Origin of the sequence: Paracoccus sigandri, from assembly GCF_003709565.1 — a bacterium.
Classification (GTDB): domain Bacteria; phylum Pseudomonadota; class Alphaproteobacteria; order Rhodobacterales; family Rhodobacteraceae; genus Paracoccus; species Paracoccus siganidrum.
The window spans coordinates 1-19,954 of the sequence record NZ_QNRC01000030.1 but is presented as its reverse complement, the minus strand read 5'-3'; the positions used below and the strand labels follow the sequence as shown (position 1 = coordinate 19,954).

Sequence of the window (19,954 nt, the reverse complement as noted above, 5' to 3'; positions counted from 1 at the left end):
GCAGCGGCGTCACAGATTGAAATCGTTCACCGTCAGGACATGCGAACCCTTGAGGTTGATCCGGAAATCGGCCTCGTCACCGCCGGTCGTGCTCCCCATCACGACCGTATAGTCGCCGTCCTCCCTTGTTTCGTGAACGACCATCAGCTGGCCGCGTCCGGTGAAGGCCTCTCCGGTCACCAGGGTGAAGGCCTGCTTGCCGGCCGCCCCGGCATCGGCATCCATCGCGGAAAGGTCGATGCGATCGCCCGGCGCGAAGCCGATGATCGTGTCGCCATCGGCATCCTGCGCCGACAGGAAGCGGAAGACATCCTTGCCGCCGCCGCCATCCATCACGTTGACCGCGGCGCTGGCGGTGATGACGTCGTCGCCCGATCCGGTGATGATGTTCTCGATGCTCCAGATCGTGTCGTTGCCGGTCTGCTTGCTGGATACGCTGCCCCGGCCCATGAAGCCGGTGCCCAGATCGGCGGTGATGTTGGCGGTGATCTGCGACATGTCCAGCGTGTCGGTGCCCTCGTCGCCGTAATAGACGTCGTCGCCGTCGCCCTTGGTGGCCACGATCAGATCGTCGCCCTCGCCGCCGAAAACCGTGTCGCTGCCGGTGCCGCCGGTGATCATGTCGTCGCCGTCGCCGCCGAAGATCCGGTCGTCGCCGCCGTCGCCATACAGCATGTCCGCCCCGGCGCCGCCGAAGATGTCGTCATTGCCGCTGCCGCCGAAGATCATGTCGCGCCCGGCCCCGCCGCTGAGGAAATCACTGCCGCCGCCGCCCTGGATGATGTCGTCGCCGTCGCCGCCCTTCAGCACATCGGCCGTGCCGGTGCCGATCAGGGTCAGGCCCGCCGCCGCGCCATCCCCGTCGGGGGGCGTGTCGTCGCCCGCGTCATTCCCCAAAGGGTCGGTATCGTCCGGGTCGGATTCCGGCGGAGGCGCGGACGGGCCGGTGAAGGTGACCGAACCGTCCTCGGCGGTCAGCGTGGTGGTGCCGTCGGGATTATGGGTGACGCTGTGGCCCGCATCGCCGCCGGGCATCTCGATCACGTCCTGCTCGCGCAGCTGGCCGATGATCGTGTCCTGCCCGCCATTCGAGCGGAACAGCACCCGGTGCGCCGAGTTCAGCCCCGAGATGTCGACCAGATCGTCGCCCGCACCGCCCTCCAGCGTGATGGTGCTGTAGGAGAGGCTGGTGCCGGTGAAGTCGCCATGCACCACGAAGCTGTCGCCGCCGCCCATGCCGGTGATCACCACCTCTTCGACGCTTTTCATGATCGCGACGACCGCGGCGTAATTGGTGCCGTTGCGGCTGATGATGATCTCGGTGTCTTCGGGCACGTTGCCGTTCAGCACCTGGTTGTTGTTGCCGACGCCGGCGGCCCGCCATTCGGCAAGCGTCCAGATGTGGAAGGTCTCGGCGCTCTCGTCGCCGGTGACATGCACCGTATCGGTGCCGGCGCCGCCGTCGCTCGTGTCGCGCCCGTCGCCGACCGCCCATTGGACCAGGTCGTCGCCGTCGCCGCCGCGGATGACGTCGGCACCCGCGCCGCCCACCAGCGTGTCGTTGCCCGCCCCGCCGTCAAGCGTGTCGCCGCCGACGCCGCCGGTCAGCAGGTCGTTGCCGGCCCCGCCATCCAGGAAGTCGACGCCGCCCTCGCCATGCAGCTCGTCATCGCCATCGCCGCCGAGCAGGGTGTCGTTGCCGCCGCCGCCCAGCAGCAGGTCGTCGCCCGTGCCGCCCTCCAGCGTATCATTGCCGGCGCCGCCGTTCAGCGTGTCGTTGCCGGCCCCGCCCAGCAGCAGGTCGTTGCCGCCCTCGCCGTTCAGCAGGTCGTCGCCGTCCAGGCCGCTGATCGTGTCATTGCCGCCGCGGCCCTCGATGATGTCGGCGCCGACGGTGCCCGACAGCGCCTCGGCCGTGCCGTTGCCGACCAGATGGACGCCGACCGGCGAGGTCACCGAGGAGACCACTTCCTCGGCATTGCCGAAGCCGTCGGTATAGCGCGCGACCACCCGCAGCTGGGTGTTCACATGGGCAAGTCCCGGCGTGAAGGAACTGCCGGTCGCCCCGGCGATATCCACCCACAGGCCGCCGATGAAGCTTTGCCACTGCACGCTCATCGTCGCCATGTCGATGCCGTCGGCATCGCTGATCCCGCTCAGGTCCACGGCCAGCGCCTGGCCCTGCGTGGGCGTGGTGTCGCTGATCAGCGGCTGCCCCACGGGGGGCGCGTTGAACAGGTCCGAGACATTGATGGTGACGTCGCCGAATTGCAGCACCTCGATATTGTAGAGCGTGTCGATCCCGTCCGAGACGCGGTTCTGGTTGGTGATCGGGTCGATCACGCCGTCGGTTTCATCGACATGCTCGACGCGGATGCTGCCATTGGCGTTGCGCGTCACCTCGTAATTCTCGAACAGGTCCCAGTAGACCGCCGTGTCGGTGCCACTGTCGTCCCACAGGATCTCGCGGGTGATCTGCAACTGGCCGGGATTGTAGACCCGGTCCAGCATCAGCAGGTCCAGCGTCCGGCCGCCATGCAGCACGTTGCCGGCCAGGTCGGTGACGACCGTGGACATGCCCTCGGCGGTGGCGATCTCGGTGCCGGCGGCGTTCAGGATGCTGATGCGCACGTTCAACCAGGCGTCGCCGTCGATCACGTCATCGCCGCCGCGCCCCTCGATCAGGTCGCTGCCGCCGCCGCCCAGCAGGATGTTGCCGCCGGTGAAGATCATCTTCTCGGTGCCCGAGCCGTCGGCCCAGTATTCGCCCAGCCGCATCATGTCCGGGGTGATGATCTGGTCCAGCCCGGCGATGCGGTCGATCCCGGCCTGGTCCAGCTCGTTATGGATGAAGTTGCCCTCGGGCGTGGGATCGAAGGTCAGGCCCTCGTCGCCCTCCTCGTCGCTGCGGTCGTCGCCGCGCAGGATGTCGTCATGGATCCAGCCCGACAGCGCCTCGACCTGGCTGAAGCGGTCGCGCAGCACCTCCAGCGGCAGGCTGTCGAAGACCGGGAAGTTCATGTCGGCCACCGCCGGAACCTGCTGGCCCTTGAAGGCCACCCAGTCATGGCCCCACATGCCGATGAATTTCTGGATGCCTTCGCCGGCGATCATGATGTCGTCGCCGGAATCGGCGTCGTAATCGGTATCGCCGCCGCCGCCGTTCAGCACGTCATGGCCGATGATGGTCGAGTTGAAGAACAGCTCGCCATTGTCGCCGGCGATATAGTCGAAAAGGCCGTGGCCCTCGATCCAGTCGTCGCCCTCGTTGCCGAACAGCATGTCCGGGCCGTTGCCGCCCATGATGAAGTCGTTGCCGGTGCCGCCCCTGATCTCGGAGCCGTCCGGACCGGTCATCAGGAAGTCCTGGCCCGAGCCGCCGAAGATCAGCGCCATGCCGGAACCGCCATGGATCACGTCGTTGCCGGCATCGCCATGCAGCATGTCGGTCTCGCCGATATCGGTGCCGGCATTGGTGATGATGTCGTCGCCGTCGCCGCCATGGACGATGTCGACGCCATAGCCGGCCTCGATCCGGTCATCGCCGCCGAAGCCCCAGACCGCATCGTCGCCGCCGCCGGCAATGATCGTGTCATTGCCCTCGGTGCCGGCGATGACCGTGTGGTCCGAGCCGTTGTAGCGGATATAATTCGCGCCGCGCTCGACCAGGCTGGAGATCGCCTCCAGCGTCGGGTTGTCATGCACCGGATCCTCGTGCCCGAACTGCGCCTGCTTGGCCGCATCGACGTAAAGCACGTGGTCGGGGGTCGAGAAGATGTCGCCCGGCAGCGCGAAGCCGGTCGCGCCCAGGTCGGTGTTGCGCATGACCATCGAGGCCAGCGAGTTGTTCTCCAGCTCGGTCAGCAGGTTCAGGCCCTGCACGCGCGACAGGTAATAGAAGCGGTCGGCATGCTGCAGGTTCTCCATCTGCAACTCGAAGATGAAGGCGAAGGTCGAGCCCAGCATGCCCCCGAAGGGCATCTTCTTCTCGGCCAGCCCGCCGATCCACAGGTCGACATCGTCCAGCCCGCCCCGGCGCGCCGCGAATTCGCCGCTTGCGTTCAGGAAGGCCAGCCGGTCGGCGGGGGCCGAGATCACGCGCGGCCCGCCTTCCTCGAAGACCGTCTGGTCGGTGCCGAAGACGATGGCCATGGCGGCGGCGCGCTTGCCGGCCACGGTTTCCTCGGCCGCGATCAGGTCATGGGTGCCATAGGCGGCGATGAAATTGACGATGGATTCGGGGTTCTTCAGGTTGACCGCGAAATCCACCCAGCTGTCATAGGGCTTCAGCTGGCTGTCGCCGCCCGCCATGTCCATGAACTGCTGGCGCGCCTCGTTCAGCGTCGGCATGCCGGTGTCGCGGCCCCGCGCGATGTTGATCGCCGCCAGGTCCAGCGGAATGCCGACCAGCTGGTTGCGCAGCACGTTGGTGACGAATTCGTCGATCTCGTTTCCGACCTGGCCGGTCATGCCGCGCACGATGGCGCCCGCGGCCTGGTGATGGTTCATGGTGTCCGAGCCGAAGGCCAGCGGGTTCAGGAAGGCGTCGAACAGCGTCAGGTGATTGGTCGAGCCGTCCGCATGGATCTGGTCCACCGTCTCGTTCAGCATCGAATGGCCGAAGCGATAGACCACATGGGCGAATTCGGCAAAGATCGCCGGGTTGATCTCGACATCCGGCTGCACCATGAAGATGTCCACGTCGGGCTGCACCTTGCGGGCGAATTCCTCGAAGACCAGGTGCTGGTATTCCATCTCGGTGGTGAAGCGGGCGGTCTGGAACAGCCGCTCGCCGTTCCAGTTGCCGTCGGCGTCGCGCCATTCGGCGATGAATGCCGCGTCGCCGGTGTCCAGGATCACCTGCTTGATGTGATCGACCAGCCGGTTGTGTTCGGCATGGAAGACCGAATGCACGGCGGTCAGGCCGATATTCTCGTTCCCGCGCCCGTCGCCGGTGATGTAATGGGCGTCCAGCAACTCGTCGTCATATTCCAGATTCTGCCCGCGGCTGTCCGTTGCGACCGGATTGCCGGCCACGTCGTCGGCATCGGGATTCAGCACCAGTTGCATCAGCTGTTCGCCCGTCTCGTCGTCGAAGACGGGTTCGCCACCGCTGCCGATGATCGGCACCAGCGTCTGCACCGGCACCGCCGAATGGGCGATGTCGTCAAGGAAGGCGTTGCCGATGCGGACCGCGCCGACCTCGGTCGGGTTGACCGGCGTGACGGTGCCGTCCGCCGCGACGCTTGCCGACACGACGATGTCGTCCGCGGTGTTCGGAATGCCGTCCGGGCCCAGCCCGGTCACGACCTGCGCGAAGCCGTTGGCGTCCGGGATGAACTTGCCATAGGCGTCGGTGCGCAGCAGCGGCACGGCGAAGACGTCGAGATCGCTCAGCTCGATGCCCAGCATCTCGAGTGCCTGGGCCTTGACATCGGCCCAGGTGGCCATGCCGCGCGCGCCTTCCAGCAGCTTGCCGGTGGCGACGGTGCCGTCGGGGCCGCGGACATATTCGCGCAGGAAGACCTGATGCGAGGGATGCGAGGTATAGGTCTGGTTCTGGTCCACCCAGGGCGTCGTCACATTGGCCGCGCCCTCGCCGATGGTGGCGCGGGTCATGGCCATGAAATTGGTGTGCGGCGAGGCCGGATCATACAGCGGATCGTCGGGCTGCAGCGGGATATAGACCGTGCCGTTGCCGCCCTTCTGCACCAGGTCCAGGCCGTGGTCGAAGAACTGCCCGAACAGCGTGAACCAGGCGTTGTAGGAGGCCGACAGCCCTTCGTCCGGGGCCTGGTTGGGCAGCAGGATGGTCGGGCCGTCCATCTCGATCCCGTGATCCTCGAGCAGCGCGTCCAGCTGTGCCTGGGCGACGGCCTGGCCCGGACTGCCGGGGATCGTCCCCTTGACCAGCGCATGGGCGTCCATCACCTGCTGCACCGCAGCGGTCAGGTCCGCGCCCTCGACCCCGGCATGGCGCAGCGCGGCCGCGATGGCCGCCGGATTGTCCAGGGTCTGGTCCACGATCAGGTTGGAAATCAGCCGCGGATCGGCATCGACCACGGTTCCGGGCTGAAAGCCGGGGCTGGTCGGGCTGCCGGGCGTATAGTCGTTGTTGGTCAGCCACATCGGGTTTTCCGGCGTGCCGAACATCAACGCGTCGTCGGCCTCGTTGCGCCAGGTGGGATCGGTCAGGCGCAGGAACTCCTCGTGCGAGGCGCCCCATCTTTCGCGGCCGGGAACCAGGTTGTTGTCGCTGCCATCCACCGTGCGCAGCCCGTAGGGCAGCAGCGGGCTGTCCACCAGTTCGGTCAGCGGCGTGCCCGCGGCATGGGCCTCGGCGATCTTGATCTGCTTGAGAATGAATTCCAGGTCGTGCCTGATCAGCGTTACCATGACGTAATCCCCCCTGTGTCGACCGCTTTCCGCCGCGATGGCGAAAAGGCCCTGCCGGCGCCCGCCATCCGGGCCGCCTGCCGATATGCCTGCAATCATGCCCGTCGGGGCGCGGGCCATGAACCTGACAAGGTCCGGTCTTTTCATGCGGCCCAGGTCCGAGCGATGAAACGTCGAAGGTCCCGAAATCGACCGGACCAATGTCCGAAAGGCGATTGGCCGAAAGTCTGAAAATCGCCCGCGGGGAATTCAACGGCCGTTCATATTCATCGCCGGAAGCCGAATGATAATGATCGGGAACAGGCCCGAAACCCTGCGCGAATCATGCCTCGGGACGCGAAAACATGGCCTTAACGACAGTTTTTGGGGCAGAGTTAATCTGCTAACGTCGAACGTGATGGTTCAGTTGAATGTCGACGGGGGGTTTTCCGGCCATGGACAGGGTTGAATTGGCGATTTTCGATGATCACCCCATTTTTCTTGAAGGTCTGGCCGGGATATTCGCCGAATCGGATGAATTCGCCGTTGTCGAAAAGGGCGTTTCGGCCAGCGATGCGGTCGAGCTGACGCTGAAGAACAGGCCCGATGTCATCCTTCTGGACCTGGACATGCCGGGGAACATCCTGCAGGCGATCCAGAAGATCCGCGAGGACGCCCCCGATGTGCGGGTGCTGATCTTCACCGCCTCGATGGCGGTCGAACATGCCGTGCAGGTGCTGGAAGCCGGGGCGCATGGCTATGTCATCAAGGGCAGCACCGCGACCGAACTGTCCGAGGCGATCCGCGCGGTGATGCGGGGCGAGACCTTCGTGACCCATACCTTCGCCGCCAAGGTCATCGCGGCGCTGCAGAACGCCTCGCTTCGCAAGCGGGCGCTGCAGGCGATCCGGCTGAACATGCGCGAGGAACAGATCGTGCGGCTGCTGCTGCGCGGCCGGACCAACAAGGAGATCGGCCAGCAGCTGCGGATCAGCGAAAAGACCGTCAAGCACTACATGTCGATCCTGATGCAGAAGCTGCACGCCCGCAACCGGCTGGAGGTCGTGCTGGCCGCGCAGAAACTGCAGGCCGAGGCGGCGCCGGGATCGGCCCTTTACCTTCAGTAGCCTCCTATCCGGCGTCGACGGGCAGGCGCGCGGTGATCGTCGTGCCGCGCCCCGGCTCCGAACTCGCATCCAGCCTGCCGCCCAGGGTCTGCAATCGCCGCGCGAGGCCGGGCAGCCCCAGTCCGGGCATGCCGTTCCCGTTCTGCGGCGCCTTCGCCCCCTCGGGTTGCAGCCCCGGCCCGGCATCGCTGATGACCAGCTCGATCTCGCCGTCCCGCGTCTCGGCGCGCACCTGCTGATCCCGGCCGCCGGCATGGCGAAAGGCGTTGTTCAGCGATTCCTGCACGATGCGATAGAGGCAGATCCTTGCGGGTTCGGACAGCCGGGCAGGCAATTTCCCCAGCCGCCGCGAGACCGTCGTGCCGGTCTGGCTTTCATGCCGCGAGATCGCCAGCGACAGGGTTTCGGGCACCGTCAGCCCGTCCAGTTCGGGAATGCTCAGCCCATAGGCCAGGTTGCGCAGCTCCTGCATCGTGCGCGCGGCCAGTTCCGCGGTCTTCTGCCGCTCGCGCGCGACGGCATCCTCCTCGGCGCGGCCCGAGGCCAGGCCGCTGAGCCGCAGCACGATCAGCCCCAGCAATTGCAGCGGGCCATCATGCAGATCCGCGCCGATGCGGGTCAGCAGGTCCTCGTTCACCTTGATCGCCTCCAGCTTGGCCGTTTCGGCGGCCTGTCGCAGGTCGGCGTTCTGGCGGGCCAGCTGCTGCGAGATGTCCAGCCGATGGCGCAACTCGTCCTGCTGCGCCCGCACGATGCGGCGCGCCCGCGTCGCGGTCAGGATCAGCAGCGTCAGCATCAGCGCGGTCGTCAGCCCGACCACCCCCCAGATCCGCGCTGCAACGCGGTTCATCTGGGCCTGAAGCTCGGCCGCATTCTGATAGAATTCGCCCACGGCGGTGACGACACCGCTGTCGCGATCGCTCAGCGGCACATAGATCTCCAGCAGGGGCTGGCCCAGCCGCTCTTGCCGCCGGGCTCCGTGATCGGTCAGGTTCTCCATCAGTTCGGCCACGACCTGCCCGCCAAAGGCGGCATCGAGCTGGTCGGAGGACATCTGCCGCCCCGTCAGCCGCTTGTCGGTGCTGTAGGCCACGGTGCCGTCCTGCCACCAGATCACCGCCGTCTCGATGGCGGTTTCATGCGTATGGCGCATCAGCAGCTCGTCCAGCTGCCGCTCGACATGGGGCGGCAGCGTTCCACGCCGTTCGACGCCGCGCAGCACCGGCTCGAAGATGATGTTCATGTAGACGGCGCTGGCATCGGCCGCGCTTTCCACCTCGACATTGCGGATATAGGCGTTGACCCAGTATCCCAGCGCGGCCATCGACATGCAGATGACCAGGGCGATCGCGATGACGACTTGCGAATACAGCCCCATCTGCCGCCCGAAACGCTGAAGGATAAGGGAAATGTCGGATTTCGGCATGGGGTTCCGCAGGGCATGGACGGCTTTCGCCATCTTGCCCCAGCCCGCGAAGCTCGCGCAATCCTGCTCTTGCCGGTTGGCGCAGACGCAGGTCTGGCCGCTGTCGCGGTATTTCGACAGCAGCGCGCCTTCGACCGCGGCGTCCAGCCGGCATCCTCGAAGAGGATGAAGGGCGCGTTGCCGCCCGGCTCCAGCGACAGTTTCTTGATGTCATGCGCGCATTGCGCCATCAGCAGCCGGTCCACATCGGTCGAGCCGGTGAAGCTCAGCTTGCGCGCGGTGGGATTGCGGGTCAACTCGCCGCCGACCGCGTCCGCCGCGTTTCCTGCGCCTCCATCACGGGCACGGAGCCGATCTGCGCGCCATTCGCCGGGTTCAGGATCGGCTGGGTCCGGGCGTCCAGGGCGTCACGCCAGCGCCCGTCGACACAGGCTTGCTGGCGCAGCAGGGCAGGGTGGCTCATCTTGGGAAATCCTTTTGTTGCTCAGCGCCTGGGACCCATGATCTGCGGCAGGCCCAGGATCTCGGCGGCCTGCAAGGCCAGCCACAGGGCGACCACGTCGCCGGTATTGCCAAGCGAGCGGCCGGTCAGGGCCTCGATGCGGCGGATGCGATAGGTCAGGCTGGTCTTGTGGATATGCAGCTTTTCGGCGGTCGCCTGCCAGGAGCGGTTCTGTTCCAGGAAGATCTTCAGCGTGTAGAGCAGCGAAGCGCGGGATTCCTCGTCATGCTCGGCCAGGTTTCCCAGCACCCGGCGAAAGGTCTCGCGCGCCTCGTCCAGGTTCTGGGGCAGCCAGGGCAGCTTGTCGGCGATCTGCGCGTAAAAGACCACTGGCCGGTCCGCGCCGGCATGGGCCGCGGCCAGGCGCGCCTCGCTGAAGGCTTCCGCCAGGCGTTCGAAATAGCCGACCTGGTCGCTCAGCCCCATGCCGGCCTCCAGAACGGCCTGCACGGCGGGCGCGGAATCCTCGGGCAGCAAAAGCCACAGCTCATCACCCTGCGGGCAGAGCAGGACCGGCGCGTCCGAGCGCTCGAACAGCGCGGCCCAGTCGGGCAGGGACAGCCCGCCGCGCCGGGCCACCGCCAGATGTGCGCTGTCCAGCGCGATGCCGAAAGGGGCCAGGCGCTTGCCCGCCTGCTGGCGGGTCAGGCGGTTGTTCAGCAGATCCTCGAGCAGTTCCGAACCCAGCCGGATGGCGCGTTCGTTTTCGACATGCAGCCGTTCCAGCGCGATGCCGAGCACGGCCGAAAGGTGGTTGAGCAGGCCGTAATCGAGGACATCGCGCCCGCTGCGCCGCACCAGCAGCACGCATTTGCGCCGCGAGGGGATCCCGATGCCCAGAACCTCGCCCTCCTCCAACGGATAGCGGCGCACCATCGGCTGGGAATGGGGCGGATCGAGCTTTTGCTGCCGCAGCGCCTCGCCCAGCTTCTCGGGAAGCTCGCGCCCCCTGGGCAGCCAGGGCTGCTGCGTCTGCGGATCCCACAGCATCAGCCGGGCCTGCACGTCCTCCTCCAGCCGATGCAGCAGGGCTTCCAGGTCGATGCCCTCGATGGCGATGCGGGCGCTGACATAGATCCGGGCGATGGCCTGGCTGCGCTCGAACTCCTCGCTTCGCCGGGCGTCGATCACGGCGCGGGTGACGCTGGCGAAGGGCACGCCGTAATGCGTCATCAAGACGGGGAAGCCCAGTTCCCCGGCCCGGTCCCGCAGCGCCCGCAGATCGGCGGGGGCCTGCATGTCCTCGCCAATCATCATGCCCGAGAGGCCGGCCTGCGCCAGCGCCTCCACGTATCGCCGCTGCGCGGCCGGATCGGCCGGGATGCCGATGCCGGTGGTCATCAGCAGGTCGCCCTCGCCCAGCCATTCGGTCGGATCGGGCAGTTCGCAGACATGCGCCCAACGCACCAGCCGCCCGGCGCCCTCGCTGCCGCTGAGCAGGCGGGTGCGCAGTTCCGGGATGTCGATGATATCCGCGATCCGTAGCGACATGGGAGGCCTCGTTGAGCGAAGGTGACGCGGAGGAGCCTAAGCCAAGAGCGCCGGAAAGCCAGCCTGCGGAAACCGGCCGGGTCAGCCCAGGATCAGATAGGCCTTGCGGAGGGTGGTGCGGATATCCCATTCGCCCTGCGTTCCGGCCGCGAAGAACATCGCATCCCCGGCACGGAACGCGACGGGTTGGCCGCCGTCGGGGGTGAAGCTGCCCTCGCCCTCGATGATATAGCTGTATTCGGCCGGGGCGACCTGGCGGCGGAAGCGGCCGGGCGTGCATTCCCAGATGCCTGCGCCGCCGGCCGGCGTGTCGGCATGGCCGGCGGTGCGCGTCGTCGCGACCTGCGCGCTGGTCGGGGCGCCCACCGGGGCGGGGGCGGTGAAGGCATCGTCATGCTCGACGCGGATCAGGATGGGGTTCATGGCGGGCTCTCCTCAGGATTTGTCTTCGAGGCCGGAGGGCGCCAACCCGGCCAGCAGCCGGTCGACCATGCCGGCGGTCCGCCCCTGCAACTCGGCCTTTTCCTTGCGGATCACGGCATTGCGCACCATCCTGCCGCCCAGGTAGCGGAAGGGCTCCGGCGGGAAGCCCCTGCATTTGCGGCCGACCAGGGAACAGCGGCTCCATTCGTCGTCGCGGCCAAGCGCGAGACTGGCAAGGATGCGCCCGCCCAGCCGGCTGGGGCCGACGCCATTGCCGCTCCAGCCGATGCCGAAAAGGATGTCGGGCCGGCCGCGCAGGCTGCCGAAGACCGGCAGGCTGTCATAGGTGCGATCCACGGGGCCCGACCAGCTGTCGGCGACGGCGTTCGGCGGCAGCATCGGATAGGTGGCGAACAGGTCGGCTTGCGTCAGCGCGATGCTTTCGGCGTCGTCGCTGAACATCCCGCCGATGGCCGAGCCATAGGCGATCCCGCCCGTCCCCTTGCCGAAGACGATGCGCCCGTCCCGCGTCGTGCGGTAATAATCCACCAGCAGCTGGGAATCGGTGATCGATTCGCCGCCGGTCCAGCCGATGTCCTGGAACTGCGCGCCAAGCGGCCGCGTCACCACGACGGAACTGTTGACCGGGGTGAAAAGCCGCGCCAGCTGGGGGATCGCCGCCGACCAGGCATTGGTCGCCAGCACCACCTTGTCGGCCGTCAGCACGCCGCCCTGAGTGATGATCCGCGCCGGCCGGCCGGGTTCGATCTGCCGGACGGCGGTGTTTTCATGGATGACGACGCCCGCCTCCTGCGCCACCCGGCGCATGCCCTGCACCAACGCATAGGGCTGCACCGTGGCATTCGAGGCCTCGAACACCCCGCCCAGATGCGCGGGTGATCCGGTGCGCCGGCGGACCTCATCCGGGGAAAGGCGCTGGAAGGGGGCGACGCCCAGCTGCTCGCAGGCTTCAAGCGTGCCGTTCCAGGCATCCATATGGGCGGGCGAGGTCGCGGTCCACAGCCAGCCCTTCTGCGTGAAATGCGCGTCGATGGCGTGGCGCTGGCAGAACTCGCCCAGCTCGGCGATGGCGCGTTCGGCGCTGCGGCCCAGGAACAGCGCCTCCTCGGTGCTGCAAAAGGACCGGATCGTGCCGATCTTGGGCCACCAGGACATGACGAAGCCGCCATTGCGGCCCGAGGCGCCGCCGCCGCAGATGTCCTGCTCCAGGATCGCCACCCGGCAATCGGGCTCGTGCTGCTTGATGGCCAGCGCCGTCCACAGCCCGACATAGCCGCCGCCGATGATGGCGATGTCGGCGCGGCTTTCGCCCGCCAGCGGCGGGCAGGGGGCCGGGGCGGCCACCGATGCCTGCCAATGGCTGCGCTTGAGCGGCTTGGAGATGCGGAATTTCATGGTCTTTCCTGTGCTTCGTATCGGCCGGCCGGCGCGATAGGGCGAGGCGTCCCCGGGTGGCGCGGCGATGCCGCGCCACTGCGGGCTTTGGGGGATTTGCCGTGCCGGGCCTCAGCCCCGCAGCGCGGCGGTCGCGGCCTCGTCCACCGTCAGCGTCGCCGGGTCGATGACCACGCCGTAAAGCGCTTTCGCCGCATCGATGCTGACATATTCGTCCAGCACGTCCTCCAGCACGTCCTGCACCGCACGCTGCCGGGGATCGCCCCAGCCGCCGCCGCCGGTGCTTTCGAACATGAAGGTCTCGCCTGGGCCGAACTTGTGCGAGGCAAGCAGCGGGTTTTGCCAGTTGCCGTCGTCGTCGATGCCGCCGATCACCTGCGACGTGCCGTCCGCGCGGATATGGCTGGAACGTTGCACGGCGCTGGCCAGCCCGCCCGCCGCGCCGGGGCTGCCCGCCAGCGTGCGCGAGGTTTCCATGCCAAGCTCGCCGCCGCCGAAGAAGCGCACCTTGAAGATCGAACCAAGCCCGCCGCGATGGCGCCCGGCGCCGGCCGAGTCCTGGCGCAGCTCGAAGGCCTCATAGGCGATGGGGAAGAACAGCTCGGCCGTTTCCGCCGCCATGTTCATGCAGTTCCCCAAGGGGTCCATGGTCACGTTCATGCCGTCGGAATAGGGCGTGCCGCCCCAGCCGCCGGCGGGCAGGTCGGAAAACACGTCCGCCCGGCCCTGGTCATCGACGCAGCTGGCCACGAACCAGTTGGCATCGGCGCAGGTCGATCCGGTCACCCGTTCCGGGATCGCCTTGGCCAGGGCCTGCCAGATCGCGCTGGTGATCTTCGATGCGGTCAGCGTCGTGCAGCCGATGGTCGGCGCGGGCCAGGTGGCGTTCAGCCAGCAGCCTTCGGGCAGGATCACCTCGATCGGTTTGAACAGGCCCTGGTTCTGCGGCGCATCTGGCGCCAGGAAGAACTGCAGCGAATAGAGCGCCGCCGACATGGTGTTGGCCTTGGGCGAGTTGATCGCGCCCTGGCAGATCGGGTCGGTGCCGGTGAAATCGACCTTGATGCTGTCATCCCCGATCTCCAGCCGCACCTTCACCTTGACGCGGCTCTGGGTGATGCCGTCGGTATCGGCGTAATCCTCGGCCTCGTAGGTGCCGTTCGGGATGGTGCGGATGCTCTCGCGCACCATCTTCTCGGTATAGGCCTGGATCTTCTTCATCGCGGCCTGGACGACATCGACGCCGTAGCGGTCGCAGGCGCGCTGCAATTCCTGCTCGGCCGCCAGCAGCGCGCCCAGATGCGCCTGCACGTCGCCCTTGATGAAATGCGGCGTGCGCGAGTTGTTCAGGATGATCGCCAGAAGATCCTCGTTCAGCCTGCCGCCGGAATAGATCTTCAGCGGCGGCAGGCGCAGGCCCTCGGCGGCGATATGGGTGGAAAACGCCTGGCCGCCGGCGCCGCCGCCGCCCAGGTCCATCCAGTGGCCGCGGCTGACGCCATAGCCGATCAGCTGGCCCTTGTAGAAGATCGGCTTGGTGAAGGTGATGTCGTTGATATGGGTGCCGCCCCGATAGGGGTCGTTCAGCACCAGCACGTCGCCTTCATGCACGTTCTGCGGCCCGACGCCCTTCACCGCCTCCTCGGCCGAGAATTTCATCGCGGCCAGATGCACCGGGCAGTTCGCCGCCTGGCTGAGCAGCTGCAGGTCCGCGTCATAGATCGCGTTCGAGAAATCCAGCATATCCGCCAGGATCGGCGAGAAGGACGACCGCTGAAGCACCGTGGCCATCCGGTCCGAGGCGAATTCGAAGATGCTGCGCATGACCTCGAAGGTGATCGGGTCGATGTCGATATCGCTGTGTTGGCTCATGTCTTTCCCCTCCCTCAGATTTCGATGTCGATGACCAGCGCGCCCATGGCGTTGACATGGGCATGGGTCCGGGGCGGCAGGACCGTGCAGGCGTGGTCGTATTCGATGATCGCCGGGCCCGCGATGCGGTGATGGGTGGTCAGCGCCTCGCCCTCATAGACGTCGCAACGGGTCCATTCGCCGTCGAAATAGACGTCGCGCTGGCCCTTGATGGCCGCCCTGTCGTCCTCGGAGTAATGCAGCTCGACCGGGGGCGGATCGTCCATCCGGCCGATGGCGGTGACGCTGAACGAGACGAAGGCCGGGGCGAAATCGTCCGAGCTGACGCCGAATTCCTGCAGGTGGACGCCGTGGAACGTCTCCTCGATGCCGGGCAGGTGGCCGGCGGTCAGCACGCCGTTCGGCAGCGGCGTGTCGACCTCGTAGGACTGGCCGACATAGCGCATCTGCGCGCTGCGGATGATCTCGATCCCGGCCTCGTCGGCAAAGCCCTGCTGGATCAGCTCCTTGCGGGCGCGGGCTTCCAGGTCGTTCAGGATCGCGTTCACGCGGTCCAGGTCGGCATCCTTCACCGGTGCGTAATAGAACTGCTCGATGTCCTGGCGCAGGTCCATGACCGTCGCGCCGAAGGCCGAGGCGACGCCGGCATGGGGCGGCACGATGACCTTGGGAATGTTCATCGAGCGGGCGACGAAGCAGGCCGCCAGCGCCCCCGCGCCGCCGAAGCTTGCATAGACGAAATCGCGCGGGTCGCGGCCGCGGGCGACAAGCACCTTCTTGACCGCCTGCGCCATGTATTCGCAGCCGATGCGGATCATGCCCTCGGCGGTGGCCAGCGTGGACAGCCCGATCTCGGCGGCCAGCTTCTCCATCGCCTTTTCGGCGGCACCCACGTCAAGGTCGATCTTGCCGTTCAGCGTCGGGTCCAGCCGGCCCAGCAGCAGGTTGGCGTCGGTGATGGTGGGCTGGGTGCCGCCGCGGCCATAGCAGACCGGGCCGGGCTCGGAACCCGCGCTTTTCGGCCCGACGCGCAGCGAGCCGCCCGCATCCACCCAGCCGATCGAGCCGCCGCCCGAGCCGACACTGTGGATGTCCAGCATCGGCACGACGATCGGCACCTCCCATTCCAGCTCGTGGTCGCGGGTGATCAGCCCCTTGCCATGCTCGACGATGGACACGTCGAAGCTGGTGCCGCCGACATCGGTGTGCAGGATGCGCTCGAAGCCGCTCTGCTCGGTCAGGTAGCCGGCATAGGCGACGCCGCCGGCGGGGCCGGATTCCAGCATGTCCTCGGGGTGCTGGCGCGCCGCCTCGGCCGACATGACGCCGCCGCTGCTTTTCAGGATCAGGAGCTTGCCGGTGAAGCCGCTGGCCTCCAGCCGGTTTTCCAGGTCGTCCATGTATTTCACCATCACCGGCATGCAGGCGGCGCGGACGGCGGTGGTGACGAAGCGGCCATGCTCGCGAAAGATCGGCCGGGTTTCCGAGGACAGCACGATATGGATATCCGGGCAGCATTCGCGCAGGATGTCGCGCATCTGTTCCTCGTGCCGGCCGCTGGCATAGGCGTTGATGAAGCCGATGGCGACCGAGGGGATGCCCGCGGCCTTGATCCTCTCGGCCACCTCGCGCGCGGCGGCGACGTCCAGCGGACGCTCGGTCTCGCCGCGGACATTGGTCCGCTCGGGCACGGTATGGCGATGGCGGCGCTTGATGATCGGCTTGGGCTTCGTCTGGTAGGGGTCATAGAGATGCTGGCGATGCTGCCGGCCGATCTCGATGGTGTCGCGAAAGCCTTCGGTGGTGATGAAGGCGGCGTCCGGGTAGCTGCGCTCGATCAGGGCGTTGGTCGCCGTGGTCGTGCCGTGCATCAGATACGAGATGTCGGAAATCTCGATCCCGGCCTTTTCGATCGATTCCAGAACGGCTATCGAGCGATCCTGCTTTGTCGTCAGGACTTTTGCGGTCACCTGCCTGCCGGTTTTCTCCTCCCAGGCAAACAGGTCCGTAAACGTCCCGCCGACGTCGATTCCGACCCTCCACATGGCGTCCTCCCTTGCGTGCTGTTTTAGGCTCGCCTGAGGATCTCCTCATCGGGGGCTTTTCGGCAATCATGCGAAAACAGGAATCGCGGCAAGGGTTTCCTGCTTTCGCAGGATGCCGGTCGGGGCGGCCTCAGCCCGTTGCCTTGCTTGCCGGCAGGTGATGCAGCAGGGACGAACATGCGCCCATGATATGGTCGTAGGCCAGCTTGCCCGCCTTTTCCGCATCGCCCGCGCGGCAGGCGGCAAGGATCTGGCGATGCTCGCGATCCGCGGTGCCCTGGCCGTGCGAGAGGGCAAGCTGGATGCGCAGGTAACGCTCCAGCCGGTCGTTGACCGAGCGGATCGTGCGGACCAGGAACGGCCTTTGCGCATCCAGATACAATCGGCTGTGGAACTGCCAGTTCAGCGCCGACCATTGCGCGACATCGGTTTCCCTGGCGAAGGCGTCGCAGAACGCCTCGGCATCGGTGAAGGTTTCCGGCGTCATATGCGGCACCGACAGCCTGATCGCGTTCGATTCCAGGATGGCGCGTGTCTCGAAGATCTGGGCGATCTCGGGCTCGGATACCGAGGTGACGATGGCGCCCTTGTTGCGCTGGAACTCGACCAGCCCCTCGGCCTCCAGCCGCTTCAGCGCCTCGCGGACCGGGATCTTGCTGACGTTGAACATCCGCGCGACATCGTCCTGGCGGATCGGCTCGCCCTCGTCCAGCGACCCGTCGGCGATGGAATCGCGGATGAATTTCAGGATGATGTCCGAGGCGGTCGGGGCCTGCCCAAGGTTCGGAACCTCTGCTTCCCTGAATGGCATCCCGTTCTCCCCCGCCCGGTGTCAGTGCCGTCGCAATCCGCAAGATATGGTAGCCGATATATTGCCGCAAGGGACAGCGGCGAGGGCGATGCGGCCGGGCCGCGCCGAGGGCGCTTGACAGGTTCCTATGGACCGGGCAAGTTGAGCGCCAATATCGTATACGAAATATAATTCTTATCTTTCCACCATCAAGCGAGGAAAAATGCGCACATCCAGGGTCGTGCATGTCGTGTCCTGCCATGCCGAAGGCGAGGTCGGCGACGTCATCGTCGGCGGCGTCGCCCCGCCGCCGGGCGCGACCGTCTGGGACCAGTCACGCTGGATCGCGCGCGACGAGACCCTGCGCAACTTCGTGCTGAACGAGCCGCGCGGCGGCGTCTTCCGCCATGTCAACCTGCTGGTGCCGCCCAAGGACCCGCGCGCCCAGATGGGCTGGATCATCATGGAACCCGCCGACACGCCGCCGATGTCCGGCTCGAACGCGATCTGCGTGGCGACGGTGCTGCTCGACACCGGCATCATCCCGATGCAAGAGCCCGTCTCCCGCATGATCCTTGAACCGCCCGGCGGGCTGATCGAGATCGAGGCCGAATGCCAGAACGGCAAGGCCGAGCGTATCCGGGTCCGCAACGTGCCTTCCTTCGCCGACCGGCTGGATGCGCGGATCGAAGTCGAGGGGCTGGGCACGATCACCGTCGACACCGCCTATGGCGGGGACAGTTTCGTGCTGGTGGATGCCGCCTCGGTCGGGATGCGCATCGCCCCCGACCAGGCGCGCGACCTTGCCGAAATGGGGGTGCGGATCACGCGCGCCGCCAATGAACAGCTGGGCTTCCGGCATCCGGCGAACGGTTGGAACCATATCTCGTTTTGCCAGTTCACCGACCCGCTGAGCGAGAAGGGCGGCGTGCTTCACGGCAGGAATGCCGTCGCGATCCGGCCGGGCAAGATCGACCGCTCGCCGACCGGGACGGGCTGCTCGGCGCGGATGGCAGTGCTGCATGCGCGTGGACGGATGAAGGTCGGGGACCGCTTCGTCGGCCGCTCGATCCTCGACACCGAGTTCCACTGCGCGATTGCCGATGAGGTCGATCTGAACGGCAAACGCGCCATCCGCCCGATCATCTCGGGCCGGGCCTGGATCATCGGGACGAAACAGTTGATGGTCGACCCGGCCGACCCGTTTCCCGGCGGCTACCGCCTGTCCGATACCTGGCCGGTGGACCTGTAAGGAGGATCGCATTTCCATGACCAGCAACAGCACCGCGCCGCAATTCCTTTCCTGCCAGGACGCCATCGGGCGCCTGACCTGGGGCGATGCCGTCGAGGCGCTGCGGCAGGGCCATGCGCTTCCCCCGGCCGAGATCAGGGACGTGTTCCTGGGCCCGCCCACCGGCACGATGATGAGCCGCTCGGCCTGGATCGAGGGGCTGGGCTACGGCGCCAAGACCTTCACCGTCTTTGATGGCAACGCTGCGCGGGGGCTGCCCACGGTCCAGGGCGCAATGCTGGTCTTTGACGGCGAAACCGGCACGCTGCAAGCGATCGTGGACAGCCCGCTGGTCACCGAATTCAAGACCGCCGCCGATTCCGTGCTGGGCGCAAGCCTGCTTGCGCGCCCGGACAGCCGGCACCTGCTGGTCGTCGGCGCGGGCACAGTCGCGGCCAGCCTTGTGCGGGCCTATACGGCGGTGCTGCCGGGGATCGAGCGCGTCTCGGTCTGGGCCCGCCGCCCGCAGCAGGCGCGGGATCTGGTCGAAGGGCTGGCCGGCATCGACGCGGATCTGGCGGCGGTAAGCGATCTGCAGGACGCGGTGGGGCGGGCCGACATCGTCTCGGCAGCCACCATGGCGCGGCAGCCGGTGATCCGGGGCGACTGGGTGCAGCCCGGCACCCATGTCGACCTGATCGGCGCCTTCAAGGCCGACATGCGCGAGGCCGACGACGCGCTGATCGCCCGCGCCGCGCTGTTCGTCGACAGCCGCGCGACCACGCTTGGCCATATCGGCGAGTTGCTGATCCCCATCGCCTCGGGCGTCATCACCGCCGATGACGTGCTGGGCGATCTCTACGACCTGGTGCGCCCCGATGCCCGGCGGCGGCAATCGGCCGAAGAAATCACCCTCTTCAAGAATGGCGGCGGCGCGCATCTGGACCTGATGATCGCGTCCTGGATCGCGCGGGCAATGGCCTCCTGACCCTACCCGATGTGGTAGTTCTGTTCGACGACGGCCTCCATGGAGACGTGGCTTGATGTATTGCTGACATGGGGGAGGGTGGAGATCTTCTCGGCCAGGATGCGGCGGAAATGGGCCATGTCGCGGGAGCGGAGCTTGATCAGGTAGTCGCAGCCGCCGGCGATCATGTAGCATTCCTCGACCTCGGGGATGGCGCGGATGGCGGCGTTGAACTGCTGCAGCGCGGCTTCGCGGGTGTCGCTCATGCTGACCTCGACATAGGTGACAT

Annotated in this window: 13 protein-coding genes and 1 pseudogene; 3 read left to right on the top strand and 11 right to left on the bottom strand. The window is 66.9% G+C overall.

The genetic code is table 11. The features are described from left to right. Positions 1–9 precede the first annotated feature (9 nt). The gene (locus C9E82_RS19540; protein WP_119898517.1) at positions 10–6,396 is read right to left on the bottom strand and encodes a peroxidase family protein; all 6,387 of its coding nucleotides are present in this window, start codon (positions 6,394–6,396) and stop codon (positions 10–12) included. A 449-nt stretch (positions 6,397–6,845) separates the two neighbouring features. On the opposite strand from C9E82_RS19540, the gene C9E82_RS19535 reads away from it, so the two are divergent. Continuing rightward, positions 6,846–7,502, top strand: coding sequence for a response regulator (locus tag C9E82_RS19535; RefSeq protein ID WP_205962178.1), 657 nt, complete (start codon positions 6,846–6,848; stop codon positions 7,500–7,502). A 4-nt stretch (positions 7,503–7,506) separates the two neighbouring features. On the opposite strand, the gene C9E82_RS19530 is transcribed toward C9E82_RS19535, so the two are convergent. From C9E82_RS19530 to C9E82_RS19495, 9 genes and pseudogenes are all read right to left on the bottom strand, one after another. Then, entirely contained in the window at positions 7,507–8,928 is a 1,422-nt protein-coding gene (locus C9E82_RS19530) for a sensor histidine kinase (protein ID WP_240643562.1), read from the bottom strand. Positions 8,929–9,000: 72 nt separating this feature from the next. After that, positions 9,001–9,242 (bottom strand): annotated as a pseudogene (locus C9E82_RS19525) (aldehyde dehydrogenase family protein); the annotation flags it as partial. Next, a complete protein-coding gene (locus C9E82_RS24635) occupies positions 9,221–9,391 on the bottom strand; it encodes a hypothetical protein (protein ID WP_170162089.1) in 171 nt (56 codons plus the stop codon). The pseudogene C9E82_RS19525 and the gene C9E82_RS24635, both read right to left, overlap by 22 nt. Positions 9,392–9,412: 21 nt before the next feature. Beyond that, the gene (locus tag C9E82_RS19520) at positions 9,413–10,921 is read right to left on the bottom strand and encodes a PucR family transcriptional regulator (RefSeq protein ID WP_119898504.1); all 1,509 of its coding nucleotides are present in this window, start codon (positions 10,919–10,921) and stop codon (positions 9,413–9,415) included. An 81-nt stretch (positions 10,922–11,002) separates the two neighbouring features. After that, positions 11,003–11,344 carry a cupin domain-containing protein gene (locus C9E82_RS19515; protein ID WP_119898505.1) on the bottom strand — a complete coding sequence of 114 codons (342 nt, stop codon included), beginning with the start codon at positions 11,342–11,344 and terminating at the stop codon, positions 11,003–11,005. A gap of 12 nt (positions 11,345–11,356) precedes the next feature. Beyond that, the gene (locus tag C9E82_RS19510) at positions 11,357–12,760 is read right to left on the bottom strand and encodes an NAD(P)/FAD-dependent oxidoreductase (RefSeq protein ID WP_119898506.1); all 1,404 of its coding nucleotides are present in this window, start codon (positions 12,758–12,760) and stop codon (positions 11,357–11,359) included. A gap of 111 nt (positions 12,761–12,871) precedes the next feature. Further along, the gene (locus tag C9E82_RS19505; protein ID WP_119898507.1) at positions 12,872–14,632 is read right to left on the bottom strand and encodes a hydantoinase B/oxoprolinase family protein; all 1,761 of its coding nucleotides are present in this window, start codon (positions 14,630–14,632) and stop codon (positions 12,872–12,874) included. Between the two features lie 14 nt (positions 14,633–14,646). Continuing rightward, positions 14,647–16,677 (bottom strand): hydantoinase/oxoprolinase family protein, encoded by a 2,031-nt coding sequence (locus tag C9E82_RS19500; RefSeq protein WP_119898508.1) that lies wholly within the window; start codon positions 16,675–16,677, stop codon positions 14,647–14,649. 130 nt (positions 16,678–16,807) lie between these two features. Beyond that, positions 16,808–17,488 (bottom strand): GntR family transcriptional regulator, encoded by a 681-nt coding sequence (locus C9E82_RS19495; protein ID WP_119898509.1) that lies wholly within the window; start codon positions 17,486–17,488, stop codon positions 16,808–16,810. Positions 17,489–17,690: 202 nt separating this feature from the next. On the opposite strand from C9E82_RS19495, the gene C9E82_RS19490 reads away from it, so the two are divergent. Both C9E82_RS19490 and C9E82_RS19485 read left to right on the top strand, forming a co-directional pair. Continuing rightward, positions 17,691–18,719, top strand: a complete 1,029-nt coding sequence (locus C9E82_RS19490; RefSeq protein WP_119898510.1) for a trans-3-hydroxy-L-proline dehydratase — start codon at positions 17,691–17,693, stop codon at positions 18,717–18,719. A 16-nt stretch (positions 18,720–18,735) separates the two neighbouring features. Continuing rightward, on the top strand, positions 18,736–19,686 hold the full coding sequence (locus C9E82_RS19485; RefSeq protein WP_119898511.1) for an ornithine cyclodeaminase family protein: 951 nt from the start codon (positions 18,736–18,738) through the stop codon (positions 19,684–19,686). Positions 19,687–19,688: 2 nt separating this feature from the next. Here C9E82_RS19485 and C9E82_RS19480 read toward each other — a convergent pair. After that, positions 19,689–19,954, bottom strand: a 266-nt coding sequence (locus C9E82_RS19480) for an Lrp/AsnC ligand binding domain-containing protein (RefSeq protein WP_147482376.1), incomplete at its 5' end; no start/stop codon positions are given.